The organism is Streptomyces sp. SudanB182_2057, from assembly GCF_964272715.1.
In the GTDB taxonomy this organism is placed as follows: Bacteria; Actinomycetota; Actinomycetes; order Streptomycetales; family Streptomycetaceae; genus Streptomyces; species Streptomyces rubradiris.
Map to the genome: position 1 here is coordinate 4,827,985 of NZ_OZ186798.1, position 21,049 is coordinate 4,849,033.

19 protein-coding genes, 1 tRNA gene and 2 pseudogenes are annotated in these 21,049 nt (G+C 71.3%); 13 read left to right on the forward strand and 9 right to left on the reverse strand.

The window, feature by feature from the left end:
- Positions 1-124 precede the first annotated feature (124 nt).
- Genes ACSURM_RS21270 through ACSURM_RS21280 form a run of 3 tightly spaced genes read left to right on the forward strand, consistent with a single transcriptional unit; the run spans position 125 to position 1,636 of the window.
- A complete protein-coding gene (locus ACSURM_RS21270; protein ID WP_436957102.1) occupies positions 125-571 on the forward strand; it encodes an ATP-binding protein in 447 nt (148 codons plus the stop codon).
- A complete protein-coding gene (locus ACSURM_RS21275; protein ID WP_436957104.1) occupies positions 564-911 on the forward strand; it encodes a hypothetical protein in 348 nt (115 codons plus the stop codon). Before ACSURM_RS21270 ends, ACSURM_RS21275 begins: the two co-directional genes overlap by 8 nt.
- Positions 908-1,636: a hypothetical protein gene (locus ACSURM_RS21280; protein ID WP_436957105.1), complete on the forward strand. Its 729-nt coding sequence runs from the start codon at positions 908-910 to the stop codon at positions 1,634-1,636. The genes ACSURM_RS21275 and ACSURM_RS21280 overlap by 4 nt, the downstream gene beginning before the upstream one ends.
- Positions 1,637-2,335: 699 nt before the next feature.
- On the opposite strand, the gene ACSURM_RS21285 is transcribed toward ACSURM_RS21280, so the two are convergent.
- Positions 2,336-3,346 carry a hypothetical protein gene (locus ACSURM_RS21285; protein ID WP_436957107.1) on the reverse strand — a complete coding sequence of 337 codons (1,011 nt, stop codon included), beginning with the start codon at positions 3,344-3,346 and terminating at the stop codon, positions 2,336-2,338.
- Positions 3,347-3,420: 74 nt separating this feature from the next.
- Positions 3,421-3,615 (reverse strand): annotated as a pseudogene (locus tag ACSURM_RS21290) (hypothetical protein); the annotation flags it as partial.
- On the opposite strand from ACSURM_RS21290, the pseudogene ACSURM_RS21295 reads away from it, so the two are divergent.
- A pseudogene (locus tag ACSURM_RS21295) lies at positions 3,543-3,880 on the forward strand (tyrosine-type recombinase/integrase); the annotation flags it as partial. The pseudogenes ACSURM_RS21290 and ACSURM_RS21295 sit on opposite strands and share 73 nt — an antisense overlap.
- Positions 3,881-4,004: 124 nt before the next feature.
- Here ACSURM_RS21295 and ACSURM_RS21300 read toward each other — a convergent pair.
- Both ACSURM_RS21300 and ACSURM_RS21305 read right to left on the reverse strand, forming a co-directional pair.
- Positions 4,005-4,802: an HNH endonuclease gene (locus tag ACSURM_RS21300; protein WP_436957109.1), complete on the reverse strand. Its 798-nt coding sequence runs from the start codon at positions 4,800-4,802 to the stop codon at positions 4,005-4,007.
- Between the two features lie 371 nt (positions 4,803-5,173).
- Positions 5,174-5,249: transfer RNA gene (locus ACSURM_RS21305), tRNA-Arg, on the reverse strand.
- Between the two features lie 127 nt (positions 5,250-5,376).
- On the opposite strand from ACSURM_RS21305, the gene ACSURM_RS21310 reads away from it, so the two are divergent.
- Positions 5,377-6,270, forward strand: a complete 894-nt coding sequence (locus tag ACSURM_RS21310; RefSeq protein ID WP_436957110.1) for a phytoene/squalene synthase family protein — start codon at positions 5,377-5,379, stop codon at positions 6,268-6,270.
- 43 nt (positions 6,271-6,313) lie between these two features.
- On the opposite strand, the gene ACSURM_RS21315 is transcribed toward ACSURM_RS21310, so the two are convergent.
- Together ACSURM_RS21315 and ACSURM_RS21320 are read right to left on the reverse strand one after the other, a co-directional pair.
- The gene (locus ACSURM_RS21315) at positions 6,314-7,981 is read right to left on the reverse strand and encodes an IclR family transcriptional regulator domain-containing protein (RefSeq protein WP_436957112.1); all 1,668 of its coding nucleotides are present in this window, start codon (positions 7,979-7,981) and stop codon (positions 6,314-6,316) included.
- Positions 7,982-8,045: 64 nt separating this feature from the next.
- Positions 8,046-9,356, reverse strand: a complete 1,311-nt coding sequence (locus ACSURM_RS21320; protein WP_436957114.1) for a M6 family metalloprotease domain-containing protein — start codon at positions 9,354-9,356, stop codon at positions 8,046-8,048.
- A 278-nt stretch (positions 9,357-9,634) separates the two neighbouring features.
- Here ACSURM_RS21320 and ACSURM_RS21325 point away from each other — a divergent pair, with 278 nt between their 5' ends.
- Both ACSURM_RS21325 and ACSURM_RS21330 read left to right on the forward strand, forming a co-directional pair.
- Positions 9,635-10,282: a TetR/AcrR family transcriptional regulator gene (locus ACSURM_RS21325; RefSeq protein ID WP_436957115.1), complete on the forward strand. Its 648-nt coding sequence runs from the start codon at positions 9,635-9,637 to the stop codon at positions 10,280-10,282.
- 185 nt (positions 10,283-10,467) lie between these two features.
- Entirely contained in the window at positions 10,468-12,006 is a 1,539-nt protein-coding gene (locus tag ACSURM_RS21330) for an MFS transporter (protein ID WP_436957117.1), read from the forward strand.
- Between the two features lie 44 nt (positions 12,007-12,050).
- Here ACSURM_RS21330 and ACSURM_RS21335 read toward each other — a convergent pair whose 3' ends face one another.
- Positions 12,051-12,560 (reverse strand): MarR family winged helix-turn-helix transcriptional regulator, encoded by a 510-nt coding sequence (locus ACSURM_RS21335; RefSeq protein WP_436957119.1) that lies wholly within the window; start codon positions 12,558-12,560, stop codon positions 12,051-12,053.
- 121 nt (positions 12,561-12,681) lie between these two features.
- Between ACSURM_RS21335 and ACSURM_RS21340 the strand changes: the two genes are divergently transcribed.
- Entirely contained in the window at positions 12,682-13,473 is a 792-nt protein-coding gene (locus ACSURM_RS21340; protein WP_436961156.1) for a dioxygenase family protein, read from the forward strand.
- Between the two features lie 23 nt (positions 13,474-13,496).
- Here the strand turns inward: ACSURM_RS21340 and ACSURM_RS21345 are convergent, their stop codons facing one another.
- A complete protein-coding gene (locus ACSURM_RS21345; RefSeq protein ID WP_436957120.1) occupies positions 13,497-14,015 on the reverse strand; it encodes an N-acetyltransferase family protein in 519 nt (172 codons plus the stop codon).
- Between the two features lie 191 nt (positions 14,016-14,206).
- Between ACSURM_RS21345 and ACSURM_RS21350 the strand changes: the two genes are divergently transcribed.
- Positions 14,207-15,205 (forward strand): sigma-70 family RNA polymerase sigma factor, encoded by a 999-nt coding sequence (locus tag ACSURM_RS21350; RefSeq protein ID WP_436957121.1) that lies wholly within the window; start codon positions 14,207-14,209, stop codon positions 15,203-15,205.
- Positions 15,206-15,778: 573 nt separating this feature from the next.
- Positions 15,779-16,492 (forward strand): TetR/AcrR family transcriptional regulator, encoded by a 714-nt coding sequence (locus ACSURM_RS21355; protein WP_436961157.1) that lies wholly within the window; start codon positions 15,779-15,781, stop codon positions 16,490-16,492.
- A 23-nt stretch (positions 16,493-16,515) separates the two neighbouring features.
- On the opposite strand, the gene ACSURM_RS21360 is transcribed toward ACSURM_RS21355, so the two are convergent.
- Positions 16,516-17,496, reverse strand: a complete 981-nt coding sequence (locus ACSURM_RS21360) for a helix-turn-helix transcriptional regulator (protein WP_436957123.1) — start codon at positions 17,494-17,496, stop codon at positions 16,516-16,518.
- Between the two features lie 62 nt (positions 17,497-17,558).
- Here ACSURM_RS21360 and ACSURM_RS21365 point away from each other — a divergent pair, with 62 nt between their 5' ends.
- From ACSURM_RS21365 to pfkB, 3 genes are all read left to right on the forward strand, one after another.
- Positions 17,559-19,085, forward strand: a complete 1,527-nt coding sequence (locus ACSURM_RS21365) for an MFS transporter (protein ID WP_436957124.1) — start codon at positions 17,559-17,561, stop codon at positions 19,083-19,085.
- 189 nt (positions 19,086-19,274) lie between these two features.
- Entirely contained in the window at positions 19,275-20,036 is a 762-nt protein-coding gene (locus ACSURM_RS21370; RefSeq protein WP_436957126.1) for a DeoR/GlpR family DNA-binding transcription regulator, read from the forward strand.
- The gene (pfkB, locus tag ACSURM_RS21375) at positions 20,033-20,980 is read left to right on the forward strand and encodes a 1-phosphofructokinase (RefSeq protein WP_436957128.1); all 948 of its coding nucleotides are present in this window, start codon (positions 20,033-20,035) and stop codon (positions 20,978-20,980) included. Before ACSURM_RS21370 ends, pfkB begins: the two co-directional genes overlap by 4 nt.
- Positions 20,981-21,049: the final 69 nt, after the last annotated feature.

Here is a 21,049-nt window from a genome sequence, read left to right on the forward strand (position 1 = left end):
GGCGCGGTCGCGCGGGGGATGAAGGCAGTGGGCCGGGTCCAGCGAAGCGTCGGCCAGCGGGTGTGGGCTGTCGTGTCGTGTGGTTGTCACCTGGACCCGAAGACGACGCCCGCGAGCGAGGGGCGTGTCCAGTGACGCCGTTCCGGCAGGACTGGTGGTGACGGCCATGGCATGGGGGCAGCAGCTGCCGCAGGTCCGCGTACTGTGCCGCGACTCGGCCTCCGTGCCGATCGCGAGGCACTTCGTTGCCGATGTCCTCAAGGACTGGGGCCTGGTCGGCGTGCTGGACGATGCCGCCCTGGTCGTGACCGAGCTGGTGACCAATGCCTTCGGGCACACCGAGACACCGAGTGTGCGGGTCGTTGTGCGCCGGGTGCCGTCGGACGCGGTCCGCGTCATCGTCGTCGACAAGCGTCCTGAGCTTTGGCCCGCTCTCCGGTCCGCGAGACCTCTCGGCACTGGTGGGCGCGGCCTGGCCCTGGTGGAGGCCGTGACGACGGCGTGGGGCTGCACCCGCCTGCCCCGGGAGAAATACGTCTGGGCCGACTTGAAGGTGGCCAAGGGTGCCTGAGACGCCGACTCCGAGCACACGCCTGATGGTGGTCCCCGCCACGCTGGTGCCACACATCCCGTTGCCCCGCCTGGAGCTGCTGTCCGACGCCCGGACGCGGGGCGCCGAGTGCGTCTGGGGTGGCGAACGGTTGACCATCGAGACAGCCATCGACCTCGGCAAGCACGTGACCGTCGACGGCTTCAGCTGGTTCCCCCGCGCCTGCCTGCGCTGTACCAGGAGCGCCGTGCGGGCCGCCCGCGACAACCACCCGGCCCGGTGCCCCGAGTGCAGGGGCCCCACCACCCCGTGTTCCACCCGTCAGGCCCTGCACGACCTCCTGCTGGAGCTACGCCCATGACCGACACCAGCCCCATTCGCCCCGTGCGGTACTGGGACGGCGTCCCGGTCCCGTTCATCACTGCCTGGTCCCAGGAAGAGATCCCGGTCCAGGAGTTGGTCAAGGTCCACCGCTTCCGGGCAACGTTCCTCGGTCTCCGGGACGAGACCGGCGTAGAGCGGCAGTTCGACGTGTCCTGGATGCGCATGCCGGCCACGCGGGAGGGCCGGCCGCAGCACGGCCACGTCCACGCGCTGCGACAGCGGCAGGCGATGAACCGCATGCTCTGCCAGCTCTGCGGCGGGCCAACGGTCGGCACCCGGGAGGACGAGCGGACGCTCTTCCTCGCGGCCGGCGCCGACGGCCACCCGCTCCTGAACGGGGAACGGACGGAGTCTCCACCCGTGCACGCGCTGTGCGCCCGACTCGCCGCCGAGCACTGCCCACCGCTGCGCCACCGTGGCTGGACGGCGGCCCTCGTACGGCACACGCCGGTCTGGGGAGTGGCCGGGCACCTCTACGACCCACTCACCCTGAAACGGCTGCCCGCCGCTCCCCAGCACCGGGACGGCATGCACCGAGTCCCGTTCACGGACACCCCGCGCCTCCGCTGGACCCTCGCGGCCCGCCTCGTCATCACCCTGGAGGGCGTTGTTCCTGTCACCGACCTCGACGCCCTGGCCGACGAGGAGAACGAGGCGAACCAAGCGAGGTCAGAGGGCGCGGGTTGCTCACTTCTGCGTTGACCTGGGAGGTTTTTGAAGACCGGACCGCGTAGCGAGTGCGCAGTCAGGCTGCCGTCTCTCCGAATCACGAGAAAGACCCCGGACCTCCTGACTGGGAGTTCCGGGGCCTACCCCTGTTCGACCGTGTGCCCCGGCGGGATTCGAACCTGCGACACCCGCTTCGGGAGTTCGCTCCGCTTCGGCCTTGGCTGGGCTCAACTGCGCGCACGAGAGTCCCCTGCATAGGCGCCAGGCTGCAGCTGTGTGTAGTCGTTGATGTCAGTGTTGGAAGTCAGCGGAACAGTTCAGGCACGGGGTAGATCTCCAACGGCCCGTCCGGCCGATCCACCCAACGCCACTAAACGTGCCGCTGGCACACCCCCCTGGCACACGTCCACAGCGATCGGCAGGTTCGCCTGCCGTCGTCCTGGCGCTTGAGGAGTATGAGACCACCTGAGTACATGGGCTGTCTGCACTCAGGACAAACCGGAATGCTGCTGCTCATGCGCTGCGCACTAAACCGATCATCTCATCCGGCGGGACGCCGGAGACGTGATCAGAAAAGCGCCGTCTCTGGCCCGTGCCGTCCAACTCTCACTTGACGGTTATGCTCAACGTGATCGATGACATCACCGCGGATGCGTGTCCCGAGAACAGGTAGTTCCATCTCCTCGGGCAATGGAATCGACCTCGTCCAGCGTCACAGGTCCGGGTTTCACGTCAGAACTTTTCGACGTAGTAGACCTCGCTCCAGTCGTCCTGGTTCATGGACGCATCCCAATTCGACTTGACCAACGTGCCATCGAGAAACTGCCCGGCCGGCCGCTCTGCCGGGACTTGCTCGTTGAGGAGGGTGGTCACATCGTGATGGAGCCCGGAAGTGAATCCGTCACGAGCACGCTCCATGCGCTCCAGCACGGAGCGGAGCAACCCGATCTGAAGCCCCAGGGAATCATAGTGTGCGACTATAAAGTCGCCGCGAACTTCCCTATGGCTAACTTCTTCTAGCGCGATAAGGAAGGGCTCATAATAGCACTGAATGAATCTGTCAGGCGTGACTCTCAAATCGATTGCTTCCGGTTCGAAATCCGGCGGATCAATTGCAAGAATCGCCAAAGGTTCGGAGTTATCATTCAATTTAGGGAAGTGTGCAGCGCATCCGAAGGTGAAGTCAGGCTTGACCCCGCCGATCGACTTGATGGTTCCTTTCTGTGCGATCATCGTCTGCTCTAGCTTCCAATCCACAGTCCCGGATCTTCCCTTGGATTCCGCCACTACCCAGCCGCCGTCGAGTCTCTGCCCAAATAGGTCTGCCCGCCTCTTGCTGGACTGATCGAACGCAAGCTTGTAGCGGCTGGCGTAGCGGTCAACATGCATCAGGAACCGGACCGAAAGAACCCTCTCGCTAAAGATTCCGGTCATGGCCTGCCCCAACGTATAAGACAACGCGACTTTCTCAGACCGGTCGAGTTCTCGAGCAAGGTCGGAGCGCATCAACCTGCCGCCGGGTGCTATCCGCAAATAGGCTGGCGCTAGTGCCACGCGGTGTAGCCACTCGTAGAGCGAAGTTGCGCCATGAGCCGCCCTATCCGCCGGTGCTCTCCCTGTGACAAACAATGCGTGTGCGAGATCATCTATCGGAAAGGTCATGCAATCCGTCTCTCGTGCCACCACTTTTGACGGGAAACGCTTTGCCCTATACCAAACATTTAAATTTTGTTGCACTGCCACCCTTATGCTCTCCGTTTAGGTCCTTCAATGCGCCGACGCTAGAGACGTAAACTGGATATCAGTCTAGACTTTCGCCCCGGCGGCTCCCAGTGACCGTTGTCCCGGCGCTGGACCAGGAGGGCGCGGCCCTGGTCGTCCACGATGCCCCCGGCGACGCTGACGGAGTGCGGGCGTTCAGTACTCGCGTTCCTCGGCCCGCTCGGCGGCTGCCCGCGCCAAGGCGGAGGAGAAGTGGCAGGACTCCGACTACGTCCTGGCCACCCGGACAGGCCGCCCGGTCGAGCCGCGCAACCTCTACGGCGCCTTCACCCGCGTCGCCCAGTCCGCCGGCCTCCGCGTCATCCGGCTGCACGATGCCCGGTACGGCACGGCCACCCTTCTCACGGCGGCCGGAGTCGCGCCCCGCGTCGTGATGGAGGTCTTGGGCCACTCCCAGCTCAGCATCACCATGGACGTGTACACGCACGTCGTCCAGGACACCCAGCGCGAAGCCATGAGTCACAGGACCGCCTGCTCAGGAGACGCCCCGGTCGTCAATCACCACCGATATTGCTGGCAGAGGCCCCGGACCTGATTGGTGCGGGGCCTTGCGCTGGGCTCGCAGGCATGCGGCGGTGCCAGCTTGTGCAGTCGCTTCTGTCAGGGACGAAGCTGATGACTACGACTGTGTGTCCTGCGGGGAGACTTCGGACCCACGCGTGCGACTGATCAATTCCTGCGCGAACTTGCGGTAGCGGGCTACTTCCTCGTCGAACTCTGAGTTGTCCGTGTCCAAACTCGAAGCTGGCCCAGGTAGCCGCGCGAGCTCGCGCAGGGTCGGCTCATAGTCTGGCTTGAGGCCCTGGTGGCACGTGCTACAGAGGGTGACGAGATTCTCCTCTGCCGTCGGACCAGCCATCCGCCAGGGGATCAGGTGGTGTACGTGCAGCTCGATGTCCGTGTAATCGCTGGGCCTGCGCCCACAGACCACGCACCGAAAGCCATCACGCTTGATGACTTGCATCCATAGCTTCTTGCTGGGAGCCCGACGCTCAACCGCATCATCCGGTAGGTGCTGAGTACCGAGATACCCGAATCCGCCCACTTCGATGGCTCCGTCGTGCATGCATTCCGAGGGTGCGATCACATCGGGCAAGCGGTCTTCAGCAACTTGCTTGGCGACCAGAGCATTTCCACCGAGCCTGAGGTAGATCGCCAGGCTGGCGTCATCATGCACGGAGACCCAGTCCTGTCCCATCACGGACCAGATTTCGGCGATACCTCGCGGATTAACGAGGCTGGCGGCTCGCACTTCCCAGCGCGGGTTCCGTTCGGAGAACCCGACCCAGTGAGTCTGCGCTGACCAGAATGGGCGCCCTCGTCGATTGGCTCCAAGTGTGAGGGCGTAGTAGTCACCCTCGGGTTCGAATGTCTTCATGGTGCGAAGCACCTGCAACAGCCTCTGCTCGTCTGTCATAGCATGGCTGTGGCACGGAGGACTGACAGACACCCTGCTCGTCGAGCCGTCCCGAACCGGAATACGTCAGACGAAGCCGTGGATGGCCTTCCTGCTGTACGTCGGCACGACACCCGCTACGGCACCACACCACCTCGCGGCGGCCGGGGCCTCCCTGTGTCGTGATGGAGATCTTGGGCTACTCCCAGCTCAGCATCACTATGGACTTGTACAACGCACGTCATGCAGGACACCCAACTGCGAAGCATGAGCCACATGGACCGGTCGTTGAGGAACAGGAAGAAACACGCCGGTCGCGGCTGACCGCCCGCGTTGGTGTCAGAAGTAGATGTCAATGGCCCCGAACCAAGATCGGTCCGGGGCCATTGCCCTGGTGCCCCCGGCAGGATTCGAACCTGCGACACCCGCTTTAGGAGAGCGGTGCTCTATCCCCTGAGCTACGAAGGCCGGGTGGTGATCGACCGGTGAGGGTCGGGTCGCCGTCGTCAGTGTAGCGGGTGGTGTGCTCGGTGTACCGGGGGTGCGGTTGAGTGGGGGGCGGGTCCTGGCGGGGGCGCCGTTAGGGTGGGGCCCCGTGAGTGGGTGGAAGCGGGGGCTGGACGCCGCCGGTGTGCTGGAGCCGGGGTTGCGGCGGGACTACGGGGTCCAGCGGGAGCTGGTCGCGCGGTTTCGGCGGACCTCCTATCTGGCGGCCCGGGCGTTGCTGCCGGGGGCGCTGCTGCCCCATGTGGTCGTGGCGACCGCCCTCATGCACCACGGGGACAACCTCTTGGACACCGGGTCGCGAGCGCACCGGGCGGAGGCATGGGCGGTCTGGGAGCGGCGGGTGCGGGCCGTGCTGGAGACGGGGCGCGGGGATGATCCGCTGCTCCGGGCGCTGGCCCATACCGTCACCGCTCATCCGCGGCTGCGTGCGGCACTGGACGAGTATCTGGTCTCCGCGCCGGCCGAGCTGGAGTTCGCCGGGTTCGCCGGTGAGGACGACTACCAGGCCTACGTGGACGCCTACTCCCTGCCCGCCTTCATGCTGGTCGCCTGTCTGCTGGGCCCGGACGGCGAGGACGGTCCCTATCGCGCCGCCTGCCGGGCGTTCATCGACGGCAGCCAGCGGCTCGACTTCGTCAACGACATCGCCGAGGACCTGGCCGAGGGCCGGCTGGGGATCCCGGACGAGACGCTGGAGCGCTTCTCGGTGCGGAGGGAGGACCTGGCGGCCGGGCGGGTGGTGCCCGGGATGCGGGAACTGGTCCGGCAGCAGACCGGGCTGGCGGAGGCCGCCCTGCGGCAGGCCCGGGCGGTGTCCGGCCTCGTCCCGGCGGCCGGCCGGCCGTTGCTGGAGGCGCTGGTCGAGGTGGAGTTGCTGACCGCCGCGGCCGTACGGGCCCGTGGCCCGCGGGTGCTGCGCGGCTCGGTGAGTCCGTCGCCGGTGGCTGCCCTCGGGGTGCTCCTGCGGGCCCGGGTCCGATGAAAGACGCCGGTGAAAGACGCCGGTGAAAGACGCGCGGCGAACGTCAGGTCGTAGGGACCTCGGTGAAGCGGGACACCCGGTGCAGGTCGCGCTGGATGTCGTCCGCCGTCGTGCGGAGCGCGGGCAGGAGGTGGCGGACGCAGTCCTCCAGGGTGCGGCGGGCCGCGTGCGTGGCCACGTTCACGGCGGCGACCGCCCGGCCCGCCCGGTCCCGGACCGGTACGGCGACCGAGCGCAGGCCCGACTCCAGTTCCTCGTCGGCCAGGGCGTACCCCCGCGCTCCGACCTCGGCCAGTTCCGGGGAGCGGGGGCCGTGCGTGTCCGCCAGGAGGACGCGGCCCAGTGAGGTCGCGGTGGCCGGCAGGCGCGCGCCCACCGGTATGCGCACGGTCAGGACACCGCTCGTACCCGCGCCCGCCGTGTACTGGACCTCCGTGCCGTCGGCGGTCAGCACCGCCAGTGCCGCCGGCTCGCCCACCCGGTCCGCCAGCGCCCGCAGATGCGGTTCCGCCAGGCGGGGCAGCGTCGTCCGGGACAGCGGCGGGAAGCCCAGGTCCAGGACGCGCGGGGTGAGGGTGAAGGCGCGGTCCTCGTGCGCGGCGGCGGTCACCAGGCCCAGGTGCTCGTGGGTGAGCAGTGCCCGGCGGGCGGTCGCCCGGGACAGGCCGGTCGCCCGGGCCACGTCGGTCAGGGACAGCGCCGGGCGGCCCTCGCCGAACGCGGTCAGCACCGTCAGGCCCCGGGCCAGCGACTCCACGAAGTCCCGGCCCAGTTCCTGCTTGGAGGCCGTGGTCCAGGTCGCGAGGCCGGCGGGCGCGGGTCCCGGCTCGGGCGGGGGCGCGGTCCGCAGGTCGGCCTCCATCGCCTCCACCGCCGTACGCAGCCGGGGCAGCAGGGTGGCGGGCAGCTCCGCCGCCGGGTGCCGGCTGGTGTGGCTGACCACGCTCGCCACGCAGGCCACGCGGCCGGTGCGGGGGTCGCGCACCGGGGCGGACACCGCGACCAGGCCCGGCTCGATCAGCTGGTCGTCCAGGGCCCAGCCGTCCCGGCGGGCCGCCCGTACCCGGTCCGCGAAGGCCGCGTCCAGGGCGTCGGCGGTGGCACGGGCGGTGTCGTGGGCCGTGCCGGGGGCGGGTTCCGGGCGCGGGGGGACGGCCGGGAAGGCCGTGTCCCGCGGGTCCGCGGCCCGGCGGGTCCGCCAGTGCGCCCAGTCCCGCTCCGTCCACTCCGTGGCGAACAGCGCGCCGGGCGCGGTCCGTTCGGCCGGCAGCAGGTCGCCCATGCGGAAGCTGACGGACAGCGCCCGGCGGCGGGTGGCCTGGTGGATGAAGCGGATGCCGTCGCGGTCGGCGACCGCCAGCGACACCGACTCGTCCAGCTCGTCGGCGAGGGCGTCGGCGCGCGCGCCTAGCAGGGCGGGCAGCCGCAGCGCGGCCAGGTAGGCGTTGCCCAGCTCCAGCACGCCGGGGGTGAGGACGACGTCCCGGCCGTCGAGGCGTACGTAGTCCATGCGGGCCAGGGTCGCGGTGATCCGGTCCACCGTGGAGCGGGCGAGTCCGGTGGCCCGCTCCAGCGCGCTCGGGCTGAGCGTGCCGCCCGCCTCGGCCAGCCGGCGCAGCACCCCGACCCCGCGCATCAGCGGCCCGACCGCCTCCGCCGGCGTCCCGTCCCCGGTGGGGGCGTCGGCATCCACTGCGGTCATCGCGGGCATCGTCTCTCCGGTACGGCGTCGGGGCACGCCTACGGTAAACCGGGCGGGCACCGACCGCGCCCCCTCAGGACTCGTCCGCCACCTGGACCGCCCCGCCGCCCCGGCTCACCCGGACCCGGTAATTGCCCTCCGTGTCGGTCGAGACCACCCGCACGCTGATGCCGTGCCGCGGGTCCTCGAAGGTCTCGCCGGGGGCGAACGGGGCGTCGGAGAGTTCCGCGTGGACGTTGGGGCTGCGGGTGCAGCCGCCGCTGCCGCGGTGGCTGTCGAAGACGGTGACCGGGCCGCGGCCGGTGTCCACCGCCGCGTCGATCCGGTAGACGAGCACGCCGGGACGGCACACCGCCTCGTCGTTGCCGCCCTGGGCGCGGACCTCCAGCGCGTAGGTGGTGCGCGCGGTGACGGGGACGAGGACCAGCTTGCCGCCGCCCTGCTGGTACAGCGGGGAGAGGGTGAACTCGGCGCTGCCCGGTGCCGCCGCGCAGCCGACCTGCCCGCCGTCCAGCCAGCCCAGCTTCCACTTGTGCCAGCCGAGCAGGTCGTTGTTGGCCCCCCAGTCCTCGCTCATGATGTCCCAGTGCCCGACCGCGCCCCCGCCGTCCTGCGTGTACAGGTCGGGCAGGCCGAAGGTGTGGCCGTTCTCGTGCGGCAGCACCCGGTACCCGGTGCGGTCGTAGGATCCGGAGCCGTCGTCCTGGCGGGAGTAGACGAAGGAGGCGTTGGAGATGCGCACGCCGTCGGCCACCGGGGCGTCGTCGTTGCCGGCGAAGGTCACGGACAGCACGGTGTCCAGGGCGGAGGGGCCGGCGTTCGGGGTGACGAGCACGTTCAGCAGGTCGTAGTCGCGGAAGTCCACGGCCGGGTCGGCGGCGGCCACCAGGTCCTGCACCAGGCTGCGGTAGCCGGGGTCGAAGGGCGCGCCGCGCTCTATGCCGTACTCCTGGAAGGGCTTCGGCATGCGCAGCCAGGTGGTGACGGGGGTCTCGGGACGGTAGTCGAGGCGGCCGTACGACGCGGTGTGGAACCAGTCCTGGGTGCGCGGGAAGAACTCGTGGAAGCGGTCCATCGCGTCGCCCTCGCCGGGCGCGTCGGGGAAGTCGACCATCAGGGTCAGGGCGTGGACGGTGCCGGTGGAGCGGGAGTAGCCGGGCGGGGTGGGCAGGCCCTCGGTCATCTGCACGTCCAGACCGCCACGGATCATGCAGGGCAGGAGCGCGGAGGAGCGGGCCGGTCCGAGGGGTCCGGCGGCGGTGGGCGCCGTCAGGTGTCCGGTCCCGGCCGAGGTGCCGACCGCGAGGGTCAGCGCGCTCACCAGGGTCAGGGCGGCCACCCGGCGCGGGCGTATGCGGTGGCGGGGCTGCGGCTGCGGCTGCATGCAGGGACCTTTCGCGCCACGGCAGCCACCGGTGTGTCGGCTGCACCCTTGCGCTCACCCTGGGGCGGCGGGGCGGCGGGCGCGCGCTGGGGGAGACCGATGGGGGGAAACCGGGTCCGCGACCGGGTGAAACCCGGCGGCCGGTGATTGTGCCCCAGGTCACATCGATTCTTCGGCGGGGCGGGAAATAACCGGGGACGCTCTCCCCGTTTAGCCCTGTGTCCGAGCGAAATGGGGAGTCCTTCCCCGGATCGCCCCCTCGAACCAAGGAGTACGCCGTGTCCGCCGCCACCGCCCCCGCCGAGCGCAAGGCGACCCGGCCGCGCGCCGACGCCCTGCGCAACCGGGAGCGGATCGTCGGCGCCGCCCGGGAGATGCTCGTCGAGCACGGCCCGGAGGTGCCGATCGACGAGATCGCCCGCCGGGCCGGCGTCGGCAACGCCACGGTGTACCGCAACTTCCCCGACCGGGACGCCCTCGTGCGCGAGGTCGTCTGCTCCGTCATGGACCGCACGGCCGCGGCGGCCGAGCTGGCCCTCGCGGAGAGCGGGGACGCCTTCGCCGCCCTGGAGCACTTCGTGCACACCGCCGTCGACGAGCGGATCGGTGCGCTGTGCCCCATGGTGTCCGGCACCTTCGACCAGCACCATCCCGACCTGGTGGCCTCCCGTGAGCGCGTCGAGCGGCTCATCGAGGAGCTCATGGGCCGGGCCAAGGCGGCCGGGCAGCTCCGGCCGGACGTCGGCGTGGGAGATCTGATGATCGGCGCGGGACAGCTGAGCCGGCCCCCGGCCGGCACGGACTGTCCGCGCGGCGACCGCTTCGTCCACCGCCTGCTGCAGTTGTTCCTCGACGGCCTGCGGGCGCCCGCCCGTTCCGCCCTGCCGGGTCAGGCCCTCAGCATCAAGGAGCTGCGCGCCGTCTGACCGATCAGTTCAGCTCCCGCGCCCGGTCCACCGACAGTACGGCGGCTCGTACAGCCGTTCCCTTTCTGTTCACCGTTCCGCCTTACTCCGTTTTCTCAGCATTTTTCACCACGCCGACCCTCACCACGCTGTCCGTCACCAAGCCCTGAGTTCTACGGCTTTGAAGTCCTGAAGTGGGTATCCCCATGTCCGAAACAGCCCGCATGGCCGCCGGCCGCGCCGCCCCGAGCGGTGACGCCAACCGCTGGAAGGCGCTCGTCTTCATCGCGCTCGCCCAGCTGATGGTCGTCCTGGACGCCACCATCGTGAACATCGCCCTGCCCGCGGCCCAGGAGGACCTGGGCATATCCGACGGCAACAAGCAGTGGGTGATCACGGCCTACGCGCTCGCCTTCGGCGGTCTGCTGCTGTTCGGCGGCCGGGTCGCCGACCTGTGGGGCCGCAAGCGCACCTTCGTGCTCGGCCTGGCCGGCTTCGCCGTCGCCTCCGCGCTCGGCGGCGCCGCCACCACCGGCCCGCTGATGTTCGGCGCCCGCGCCCTCCAGGGTGTCTTCGGCGCGCTGCTCGCCCCGGCCGCGCTGTCCCTGCTCGCCGTGATGTTCACGGATGCCCGGGAGCGCGCCAAGGCGTTCGGCATCTACGGCGCCATCGCGGGCGGCGGCGGTGCCGTCGGCCTGATCCTCGGCGGTTTCCTCACCGAGTACCTGAACTGGCGCTGGACCTTCTTCGTGAACGTCCCGTTCGCCGTGGTCGCCGCGGCCGGCGCCTACTTCGTCGTCCGTGAGCCGGAGGGCGGCCGCAACCGCAACCCGCTCGACATCCCGGGTGTCCTGCTGTCCACCCTCGGCCTGGTCGCGCTCGTCTACGGCTTCACCCGCGCCGAGTCCGACGGCTGGAGCGACACGGTGACCGTGGCGATGTTCGTCGCGTCCGTCGTGCTGCTGCTCGCGTTCGTGCTGGTCGAGACCAAGGTCAAGGCCCCGCTGCTGCCGCTGCGCGTGGTGACCGACCGCAACCGCGGCGGCATCTACCTCTCGCTGGGTCTCGCGATCATCGGCATGTTCGGCCTGTTCCTCTTCCTGACCTACTACCTGCAGATCGTGAAGGGCTACTCGCCGGTCAAGACCGGTTTCGCCTTCCTGCCGATGGTGGTCGGCATGATCACCGGCTCCACCCAGATCGGCACCCGGCTGATGACCCGGCTGCCGGCCCGGCTGCTGATGGGCCCCGGCTTCCTGGTCGCCGGCGTCGGCATGCTGCTGCTGACCCAGCTGGAGATCGACTCCTCGTACCCGGCGCTGCTGCTGCCCGCCATGCTGCTGCTCGGCCTCGGCATGGGTACGGCGTTCATGCCGGCGATGTCCCTGGCCACGCAGGGGGTCCAGCCCCGGGACGCCGGTGTCGCCTCCGCGATGGTCAACACCTCGCAGCAGGTGGGCGGCGCGATCGGCACCGCCCTGCTGAACACGATCGCCTCCTCGGCGACCACCTCGTACGTCAAGGACCACATCGCCGGCGCCACCGGCAAGCCGCAGCAGCAGCTGGTGGGACTCCAGGGCATGGTCCACGGCTACACGGCCGCGATCTGGGTCGCCGTCGGCATCCTGGCGCTGGCCTCGCTGATCGCCTTCACCTTCGTCAACGCCGGCCGCCCGAACACGACCACCGTGATGACCGGCGAGGGCGCCGAGGACGAGGTCCCGGTGCCGGTGGTGGCCCACTGACCGCCCGGAGCCAGGTCCTGTCGCCGGCAGTCTGACGGCAGGACCTAGCGGAGCCAGGGCAGGTCCGCACCCGCTTCCTTGGGCTGGAGGCCCTCGGCGACGATCTCCATGATCTCGCCGAGGGCCTTCTGCTGTTCCGGGCTCAGCCGGTCGAACAGCGCCTGGCGCACGGCGGTCACATGGCCGGGTGCGGTGCGCCGCAGCACCTCGGCGCCCTCGTCGGTGAGCACGGCGAACTGGCCGCGCTTGTCGGCGGGACAGTCCTCCCGGCGGACCCAGCCGTTCTTCTCCAGCCGGGCGACGGCGTGCGAGAGCCGGGAGCGGGTGATCTTCGCCTGCATCGCCAGCTCGGTCATCCGCAGCCGGCGGCGCGGGGCCTCGGCGAGGCCGACGAGCAGGCCGTAGTAGACGTGCGGCATCCCCGCGTCACGCTGGAGCTGCCGGTCGAGGTGGTCCTCCAGGAGGGTGGTGGCGTGCAGGTAGGCGCGCCAGACGTGCTGTTCCTCGGCGGTCAGCCAGCGGGGTTCTGCGGCGGAGTCCGGTGCCTTGTTCATGTATCCACTCTACGAGGCGGCTTCTTGAAACTTGAACAAGCGGCGGGTAGGGTTCCGGGCTGAAACTTGAGAGTTCAAGTATGTTCGTTCAAGCATGTCCGGAACCCCGGGAGCCGCCGCGATGTCCGCCACCGCCCACGAGCGCATGCCCGCCCTGTACCTCAGCCACGGCGCCCCGCCGCTCGCCGACGACCCGGTCTGGCCCGGCCAGCTCGCCGCCTGGGCCGCCGCCCTGCCCCGCCCCCGCGCCGTCCTCATGGTCTCCGCCCACTGGGAGGAGGCCCCGCTCGCCCTCGGCGCGGTCGAGACCGTCCCGCTCGTCCACGACTTCTGGGGCTTCCCGGAGCGCTACTACGCGGTCCGCTACGCCGCCCCGGGCGCCCCCGCGCTCGCCGACTCCGTCCGCAAGCTGCTGCGCGCCCCTGGGCTCCCCGTACAGGACATCCCCGACCGGGGCCTCGACCACGGCGCCTACGTCCCGCTCGTCGAGATGTACCCGGACGCCGACATCCCCGTCCTGCAGATCTCCCTGCCCACCCTCGACCCGGTCCGCCTGATGGACCTCGGCCGCAGGCTGGCCCCGCTGCGCGACGAGGGCGTGCTGATCGTCGGCTCCGGCTTCTTCACCCACAACCTCGCCGCCCTGCGGCACACCGGGCCGGGCGTGCCGAGCTGGTCGGCGGAGTTCGACGACTGGGGCCGGCGAGCCCTGGAGGCCCGCGACTGGGACGCCCTGCTCGACTTCCAGGACAAGGCCCCCGCCGGGCGCTACGCCCATCCGCGCACCGAGCACTTCGCCCCGCTCTTCGTCACCCTGGGCGCGGCGGACGCCGGCGGTGGATTGGACGCGCAGAAATCGGTGATCGACGGGTTCTGGATGGGAATGGCGAAGCGGTCCGTGCAGTTCGGATGAGTAACGGCCCCGGGTGACCCCGGTCAGAGTTCCTTCTCGTACCAGGCCACGTCCCAGTAGCGGCCGAACTTGCGGCCGACCTCGTGGAACGTGCCGACGTGCCGGAAGTCGAAGCGGGCGTGCAGCCGCTCGGAGGGCTCGTTGGGCCGGGCGATCCCGGCGTAGGCGCGGTGGACGTCCTGTCCGGCCAAAGCTTTGAACAGGGCGTCGTAGAGCAGCGTGCCGATGCCGCGCCGGCCCGCGCCGGGGGCGACGTACACCGAGGTCTCCACGGACGTGCCGTACGCCGGCTTCGGCCGGTGAGGGCTGGAGGTGGCGTACCCGAAGATCCGCCGTGAGCGGGCGTCCGCGGCAACCATCAGCCGGTGCGGGCCGTCTTCCGGGTGGGAGAGCAGCCAGGGACGGCGCTCCGCGGGGGTGAACACCACGGTGTCGAATGTGATGGCCGTCTCACGGACGTAGTGGTTGTAGATCGCCGTCAGGGCTTCGAGGTCCCCCTCGGTTCCCGGCCTGACCTGGACTTCGGCGTCTTCCGGCGGCATCTCGCCTCCCCGTGTGGCGGACAGGGTACTGCATGATCAGAAAAATCGCGGGCCGGGTTGGGAATTCTGTCCGGATTCCAGTCGTTGTTTCCCTCGGATGCAGGGCACTCGGAGAGAGTCCCAGAGACAGCCCCTTCAGTGCCGCGCGTTCGCAGGACCACCTGCCCGACCACCATCGCAAGGGAGCACGCATGGCAACCCGTGCCGTCGCCCGTCGTCAGTCCGCCACCGGCGAGACGGCCGACTCGGCAAGCAGTGTTCGCGCTCATGGCGGCGAGATCGCAGACCGCGACCTGGTCGGCATGTACCTGGACGAGATCGCGCGCACGCCGCTGCTCGACGCCGCCAAGGAAGTCGAGCTGTCCCAGACCATCGAGGCGGGTGTCTTCGCGCAGCAGGTGCTCGACGGCGAGGAGGAGTCCCGCTCGGACGCCACCCGCGAGGAACTGCGGGCCCTGGTGGCCGCCGGTGAGCGCGCCAAGGACGTCTTCATCCGCTCCAACCTCCGCCTGGTCGTCGCGGTCGCCCGGCGCTACCCGCGCAGCGGTCTGCCCCTGCTGGACCTGATCCAGGAGGGCAACGCCGGCCTGGTGCGCGCCGTGGAGAAGTTCGACTACCGCAAGGGCTTCAAGTTCTCGACGTACGCCACCTGGTGGATCCGTCAGGCCATCACCCGCTCGATCGCCGACCAGTCCCGCACCATCCGGCTCCCCGTCCACCTGGTGGAGGAGCTGGGCCGCATCCGCCGCGTCCAGCGCGAGTTCAACCGCGAGCACGGCCGCGACCCGGAGCCCGCGGAGGTCGCCGCGGAGCTGGGTTCGACGCCGGAGCGCGTCGTCGACGTCCTGGACTGGGCCCGCGACCCGGTCTCGCTGAACATGTCGGTGGACGACGAGGGCGAGACCCAGTTCGGCGACCTGCTGGAGGACACCTCGGCGGTCTCCCCGGAGCAGTCGGTCCTCACCCTGCTGCGCAGCGAGGAGCTGGACGACCTGATCGGCCGCCTGGACCAGCGCACGGCCTCCATCATCAAGATGCGGTACGGCATCGAGGACGGCCGCGAGCGCACCCTGACCGAGGTCGGCAAGGAGCACGGTCTGACCCGTGAGCGGATCCGCCAGATCGAGAAGCACGCGCTGCTGGAGCTGAAGAAGCTGGCCCGCGACACGGGGTTCGACGCGGCGGCGTGACGGCGGGCCCCTGGGGCCTGCCGTAGGGGAAGCGTGTCGGCCCGTAGGGCAAGCGCTCCGGCCCGTAGGGGAAGCGTTTCGGGGCGCACCGTGTGACGCGGTGCGCGCCGGGTGGTGCGGGTGGCGAAAGACGGCGCAAACATGGCGCGGTCCCGTCGCTTCAACGGCCGGGCCCGAGGGAACAACCCTTCCGGGCCCGCAAGCGGGTCCGGGGCCGGCACTCCCCACACCCCCACACCGCTGTCCCTGGCCGACGACGACGCCGGCCGACCCACGAGGAACCACGTCCCGACGCGATCCCCCCCCCGGCGCCGGGACCTCCCGAGCCGGGCTTCGGCGCCTATCCCCCCCCGGGCGCCGGAGCCCGGCCTCTTCTTGCCGGTTCCGCCCGCTACCGGGTACTGGAACGGCGGCCCACCCCGTACCTGAACCCCGGGGTGGACCGCCGGATGGCAGATTCTGCCACACGGGCATAGCCTGCCGGGCATGAGCACCACCCAAACCCCCGCCCACCAGCTGTTTTCCGCCTCCGCGCCGGTGTCCCTCACCGAACGCCGGAAGGCCGAGACACGGATGGAGATCGCCCGGGCGGCGGCGGCCCTCTTCGTCCGGCAGGGCCTGCGGGCGACCCGCGCCGAGGACATCGCCCAGGCCGCGGGCATCGCCCCGCGCACGTTCTACCGCTATTTCGCCACCAAGGAGGAGGCGGTCGCCCCCCTCTACGCCGCCGGTGCGCGGCGCTGGATCGAGGCGGTCCGCACGGCCCCGGCCGGCCTGCCCGTACCGCAGGCCCTGGAGCACGCCGTCCGGCACACCCTCACGCCCGGCCTCGGTGTCTCCGCCGCGTCCTGGGAGTGGCTGCGCACCCTGGTCCGCCTGGCCGACACCAGTCCGGCCCTGCGCAAGGTCTGGGCGGAGGTGTGCCTGTCGTCGGAGGACGCGCTGGCGGAGATCCTCGCGGCCCGGGAGAACGGCCCGACGACACCGGCGGCATCGGCGCCTCAGGGGGCCCCGGACCCGGTGCGGCCCGGCGCGGAGTGCGGCGCCCCCGACCCGGCGGGGTCCGGCGCGGAGTGCGGCACCAAGGCTCCGGCGCCCACCCCGCGGCTCCGGTTCGCGGCGGCCGTGGCCGGGGCCGCCGTACGCGTCGCCGTGGAGTCCTGGGCCGGAACGACGGCCCGGCCCACCGGCCCCGAGGGCCCGGCGAGCCTGGCCGTACGCAACCTGCGCGCGCTGCGGGACTTCGAGTGGCTCGGGAACCCGCCTTGCTCCCCTGAAGCCCCCTAAGTCCCCTACGGCCCCTACGGCCCCTACGGGCCCTCCGGTCCGGCGTTCGCGGCCCTGGTCAGGCGGTCGCCCAACCGTCGTACGCACTCCGCCAGCCCGTCCGGCCCGCGCACCGCGAACTCCACCTCCGTCATCGCAAGCCGGACCGCCAGCCACTCCAGGGGGTCGCCCGTGGTGCCCCGCAGCACGCAGCCGCCCGTGCCGTCGTCCTCGGGCACCCCGAGCCAGGCGGGAAGGCGCGCGGAGACCCGCTCCGCCGGCGCGGCGAACCGCACCTCGAAGGCGTACGTCTCCTGCCGCCGGTGGATGGACTGCCGCAGGTACTCGGCGGCGCTCCCCGTCGGCGGCTCCCGCGGCGCGAACCGGACGCCGGTCGCGGACGGTTCGCTCACCCGGTCCACCCGGAAGGTGCGCCAGTCCGCCCGGTCGACGTCGTAGGCCACCAGGTACCAGCGCCGTCCCGTCGACACCAGCCGGTGCGGCTCGGTCAGCCGGCGGGAGGCGCTGCCGTCCTTGTCCCGGTAGGCGAACCGCAGCCGTTCGTGCCCCGCCACCGTGGACGCCATCACGGTCAGCGTCTCCGGCGCGATGCCCGGCCCGTCGCCGAGGGTCAGCGGTGTCGTCGCGGCCTGGAGCGTGGACACCCGGTGGCGCAGCCGGGACGGCAGCACCTGCTCCAGCTTGGCCAGCGCCCGTACGGCCGCCTCGTCCACCCCTTCGATGGCGTGCCCGGCACCGGCCCGCAGCCCCACCGCGATCGCCACGGCCTCCTCGTCGTCCAGCACCAGCGGCGGCATCGCCTTGCCCGCGACCAGCCGGTACCCGCCGTCCGTGCCCCGCGTCGCCCGCACCGGATACCCCAGCTCCCGCAACCGGTCCACATCCCGCCGCACGGTCCGCCGGGACACCCCCAGCCGGTCGGCCAGCTCACCGCCGGGCCACTCACGAGGCGTCTGGAGCAGGGACAGCAGCTGGAGCAGCCGGGCCGGCGTGTCGGTCGTCATGGCTGTCAGCATGCCGCACCTCTAGGTCAAGATCTGACCTATAGGTGGCATAGGTTCCCCTCATGACCACTCCGACGGCGCTCTCCGCCCCACCCTCCGACCGAACCCGCTGGCTGGCCCTGGCCATCGTCATGACCGCGGCCTTCATGGACCTCGTGGACGTGACGATCGTCAACATCGCCATCCCGTCCATCCAGCGGAACGAACACGCCTCGGTGGGCCAGATCCAGTGGATAACCGCCGGCTACGCCCTCGCCTTCGCCGCCGGCCTGATCACCGGCGGCCGGCTCGGCGACATCCACGGCCGCAAGCGGGTGTTCCTCGTCGGCATCGGCGGCTTCACCCTCGCCTCCGCCCTGTGCGGCTTCGCGGCGAACCCGGAGATGCTCGTCGCCTCCCGCCTCCTCCAGGGCGGCATGGCCGCGCTGATGGTGCCGCAGGTGCTGTCGATCGTGCACACCACCTTCCCCGCCCACGAACGCGGCAAGGTCTTCGGCCTGTTCGGCGCGATCGTCGGCCTCGGCGCGGTGTCCGGTCCGCTGCTCGGCGCGCTACTGACGGAGTGGAACCTGTTCGGCCTCGAATGGCGGCCCATCTTCCTCATCAACCTGCCCGTCGGCGTGCTCGCCTGGCTGCTGGGCCGCCGGTTCATCACCGAGTCCCGCGCCCCCAAGGCGTTGAAGCTGGACCTCGTCGGGGTCGCCCTGGTCACGCTGGGCCTGCTCATGCTGCTCTACCCGCTGACCCGCGGGCGCGAGCTGGGCTGGCCGCTGTGGGGATACGTCTCGATGGCCGGCGCCTTCGTCGTCTTCGCGGGGCTGGTGGCGTACGAGCGGCGCAAGGCGGCGCGGGACGGCTCGCCGCTCGTCGAGCTGTCGCTGTTCCGGGTGAAGAGCTTCGCCGCGGGTATCGCCGTACAGACCGTGTTCGGGGTCGCGCTCGGCATCTTCTTCCTGGTCTGGACGCTGTACATGCAGATCGGCCTGGGCTGGAGCGCGCTGCGGGCCGGGCTGACCGGTGTGCCGTTCTCGCTCGCGGTGTCCACGGCGGCCGGGCTGTCGGTGCAGCAGCTGGTTCCGCGGTTCGGCCGCAAGGTGCTCCAGACGGGCGCGCTGGTGATGGGCGCGGGCGTGCTGCTCTACCTGTGGGAGGCCGACCACTACGGCCTCGCCATCACCTCCTGGCAGATGGCCCTGCCGCTGGTCGTGATGGGTCTCGGCATGGGCCTGATCGTCGCCCCGCTGACCGACGCGGTGCTCTCGGAGGTACCGCGCGAGCACGCCGGTTCCGCGTCCGGGCTGATCAACACCGTGCAGCAGATGGGCAACGCGCTCGGGCTGGGACTGGTGTCGGTGGTCTTCTACGGGCAGATCGGCGACCGGCTCGCCCTCGCCGAGGTCGGCCCGGCCTTCGCGCACGCCTTCCAGCACGCGCTGTGGTACGTCGCCGGGATCATGGGCGTGATCTTCCTGCTGATGTGCGCCCTGCCGAAGCGCCCGGCCCAGCACGTGGAGGGCGCGGGGGAGGAGACGCCGGCGGAGGCGGCGCCGGCGCCGGAACGGGAGCGCGAGCCGCAGCCGGCGGGCTGACCGCGTACCACCAGGGGGCCCGGCACCGGTCAGGTGCCGGGCCCCTCGTCGTACGAGCGGCCGGGACTCAGACCGGTCCGGAAGTCCGTTCATGCCCGATTGAAGTCCGAACCTGTTTACTTTCCGGGCGACCGGCCGTAGCCTCCCTGAGAAACCACACGTTCGGGCACGAGGCGGAGGGGGACGGACATGTACGCACCGGAGCGGCAGCAGGAGATCCTCCGGCTCGCCCGGGACGGCGGCCGGGTGGACGTGCTGTCGCTGGCCGAGGAGTTCCAGGTCACCGCGGAGACGATCCGCCGCGACCTGAAGGCCCTCGACCGCGCCGGACTGGTCCGCCGGGTGCACGGCGGTGCCATCCCGGTCGGCCGCCTCGACTTCGAGCCGGACCTCGCCGAGCGCGAGTCCACCGCCGCCGACGAGAAGGACCGCATCGCCAGGGCGGCCCTCGCCGAACTGCCCGCCGCGGGCACGGTGATCCTCGACGCCGGTACGACGGTGGCCCGCTTCGCCGCCACCATCCCGCTGGAGGCGTCCCTCACCGTCGTCACGCACAGCCTGCCGATCGCCGCCCGGCTCGCGGACCACCCGGGCATCCAGCTCCACCTGGTCGGCGGCCGGGTACGGCACCGTACGCGCGCCGCCGTGGACGCCTGGGCGCTGCGCGCGTACGGCGAGATCCGCGCCGACGTGCTGTTCGTCGCCGCCAACGGCTACTCCGCCGAGCACGGCCTGACCACCCCCGACCTCGCCGAGGCCGCGGTCAAACGGGCCGCGGTCGGCGCCGCGCGGCGGGTGGTGCTGCTGGCCGACTCCGGCAAGCACGGACAGGAGCACTTCGCCCGCTTCGGCGGCCTGCGCGACGTGGACCTGCTGATCACCGACAGCGGGCTGAGCCCGGACGACGCCGCCGCCATCGAGCGCGGCGGCACGGAAGTAGTGCGCGCATGATCCTCACCGTCACCCCCAACCCGTCCCTCGACCGCACCTACGAGGTGCCCGCCCTGGAGCGCGGCGGGGTCATCCGCGCCGACGGCGAGCGCATGGACCCCGGCGGCAAGGGCGTGAACGTCTCCCGGGCCGTCGCCGCCGCCGGCCGGCGCACCCTCGCCGTGCTGCCCCTGGGCGGTGCGCCGGGCGCGCTCGTCGCCGACCTGCTGGACGCGCAGGGCATCGAGGTCGCGCCGGTCCCGGTCGCCGGCGCCACCCGCTCCAACATCGCGCTCGCGGAAGCCGACGGGGTGCTTACGAAGATCAACGCGCCGGGCCCCGAACTGTCGGCGGCCGAGCAGGAACTCCTGCTGGACACCGTACGGTCGCACTCCCGCGCCGCCGACTGGATCGCCTGCTGCGGCAGCCTGCCCCGGGGGCTCGGGCCCTCCTGGTACGCCGACCTCGTCACCCGGGCGCACGCCGTCGGCGCCCGGATCGCGCTGGACACCTCGGGGCGCGCCCTCCTGGAGGCGCTGCGCGCACGGCCCGACGTGGTGAAGCCGAACGCCGGGGAACTGGCGGAAGCCGTCGGCCGCCCGCTGGCCACCGTGGGCGACGCGCTCAAGGCGGCCGAGGAACTGCGCGCGCTGGGCGCCCGCGCCGTCCTGGCGAGCCTGGGCGCCGACGGACAGCTCCTGGTGGCGGACGCCGGTGCCTGGTTCGGCAGCGCCCGGGTCCCCGCCGTCCGCAGCAACGTCGGTGCCGGGGACGCCTCCCTGGCCGGCTTCCTCATCGCCGGGGGCACCGGTCCCGAGGCCCTCGCCTCCGCCGTCGCCCACGGCGCCGCCGCGGTCCGGCTCCCCGGCAGCGTGATGCCGGCGCCCGCCGACCTGGACCCGGCGGCGGTGACCGTCACGGCGGACATCCCGCTCGACCGCGAACTGACGGAGCCGGCCCCATGACCCCGCCCGTCCGCCCCGGCACCCGCCCCGGTTTTCGCCGGCTGGGCGGACGAACCGGTCCCGTCCCCG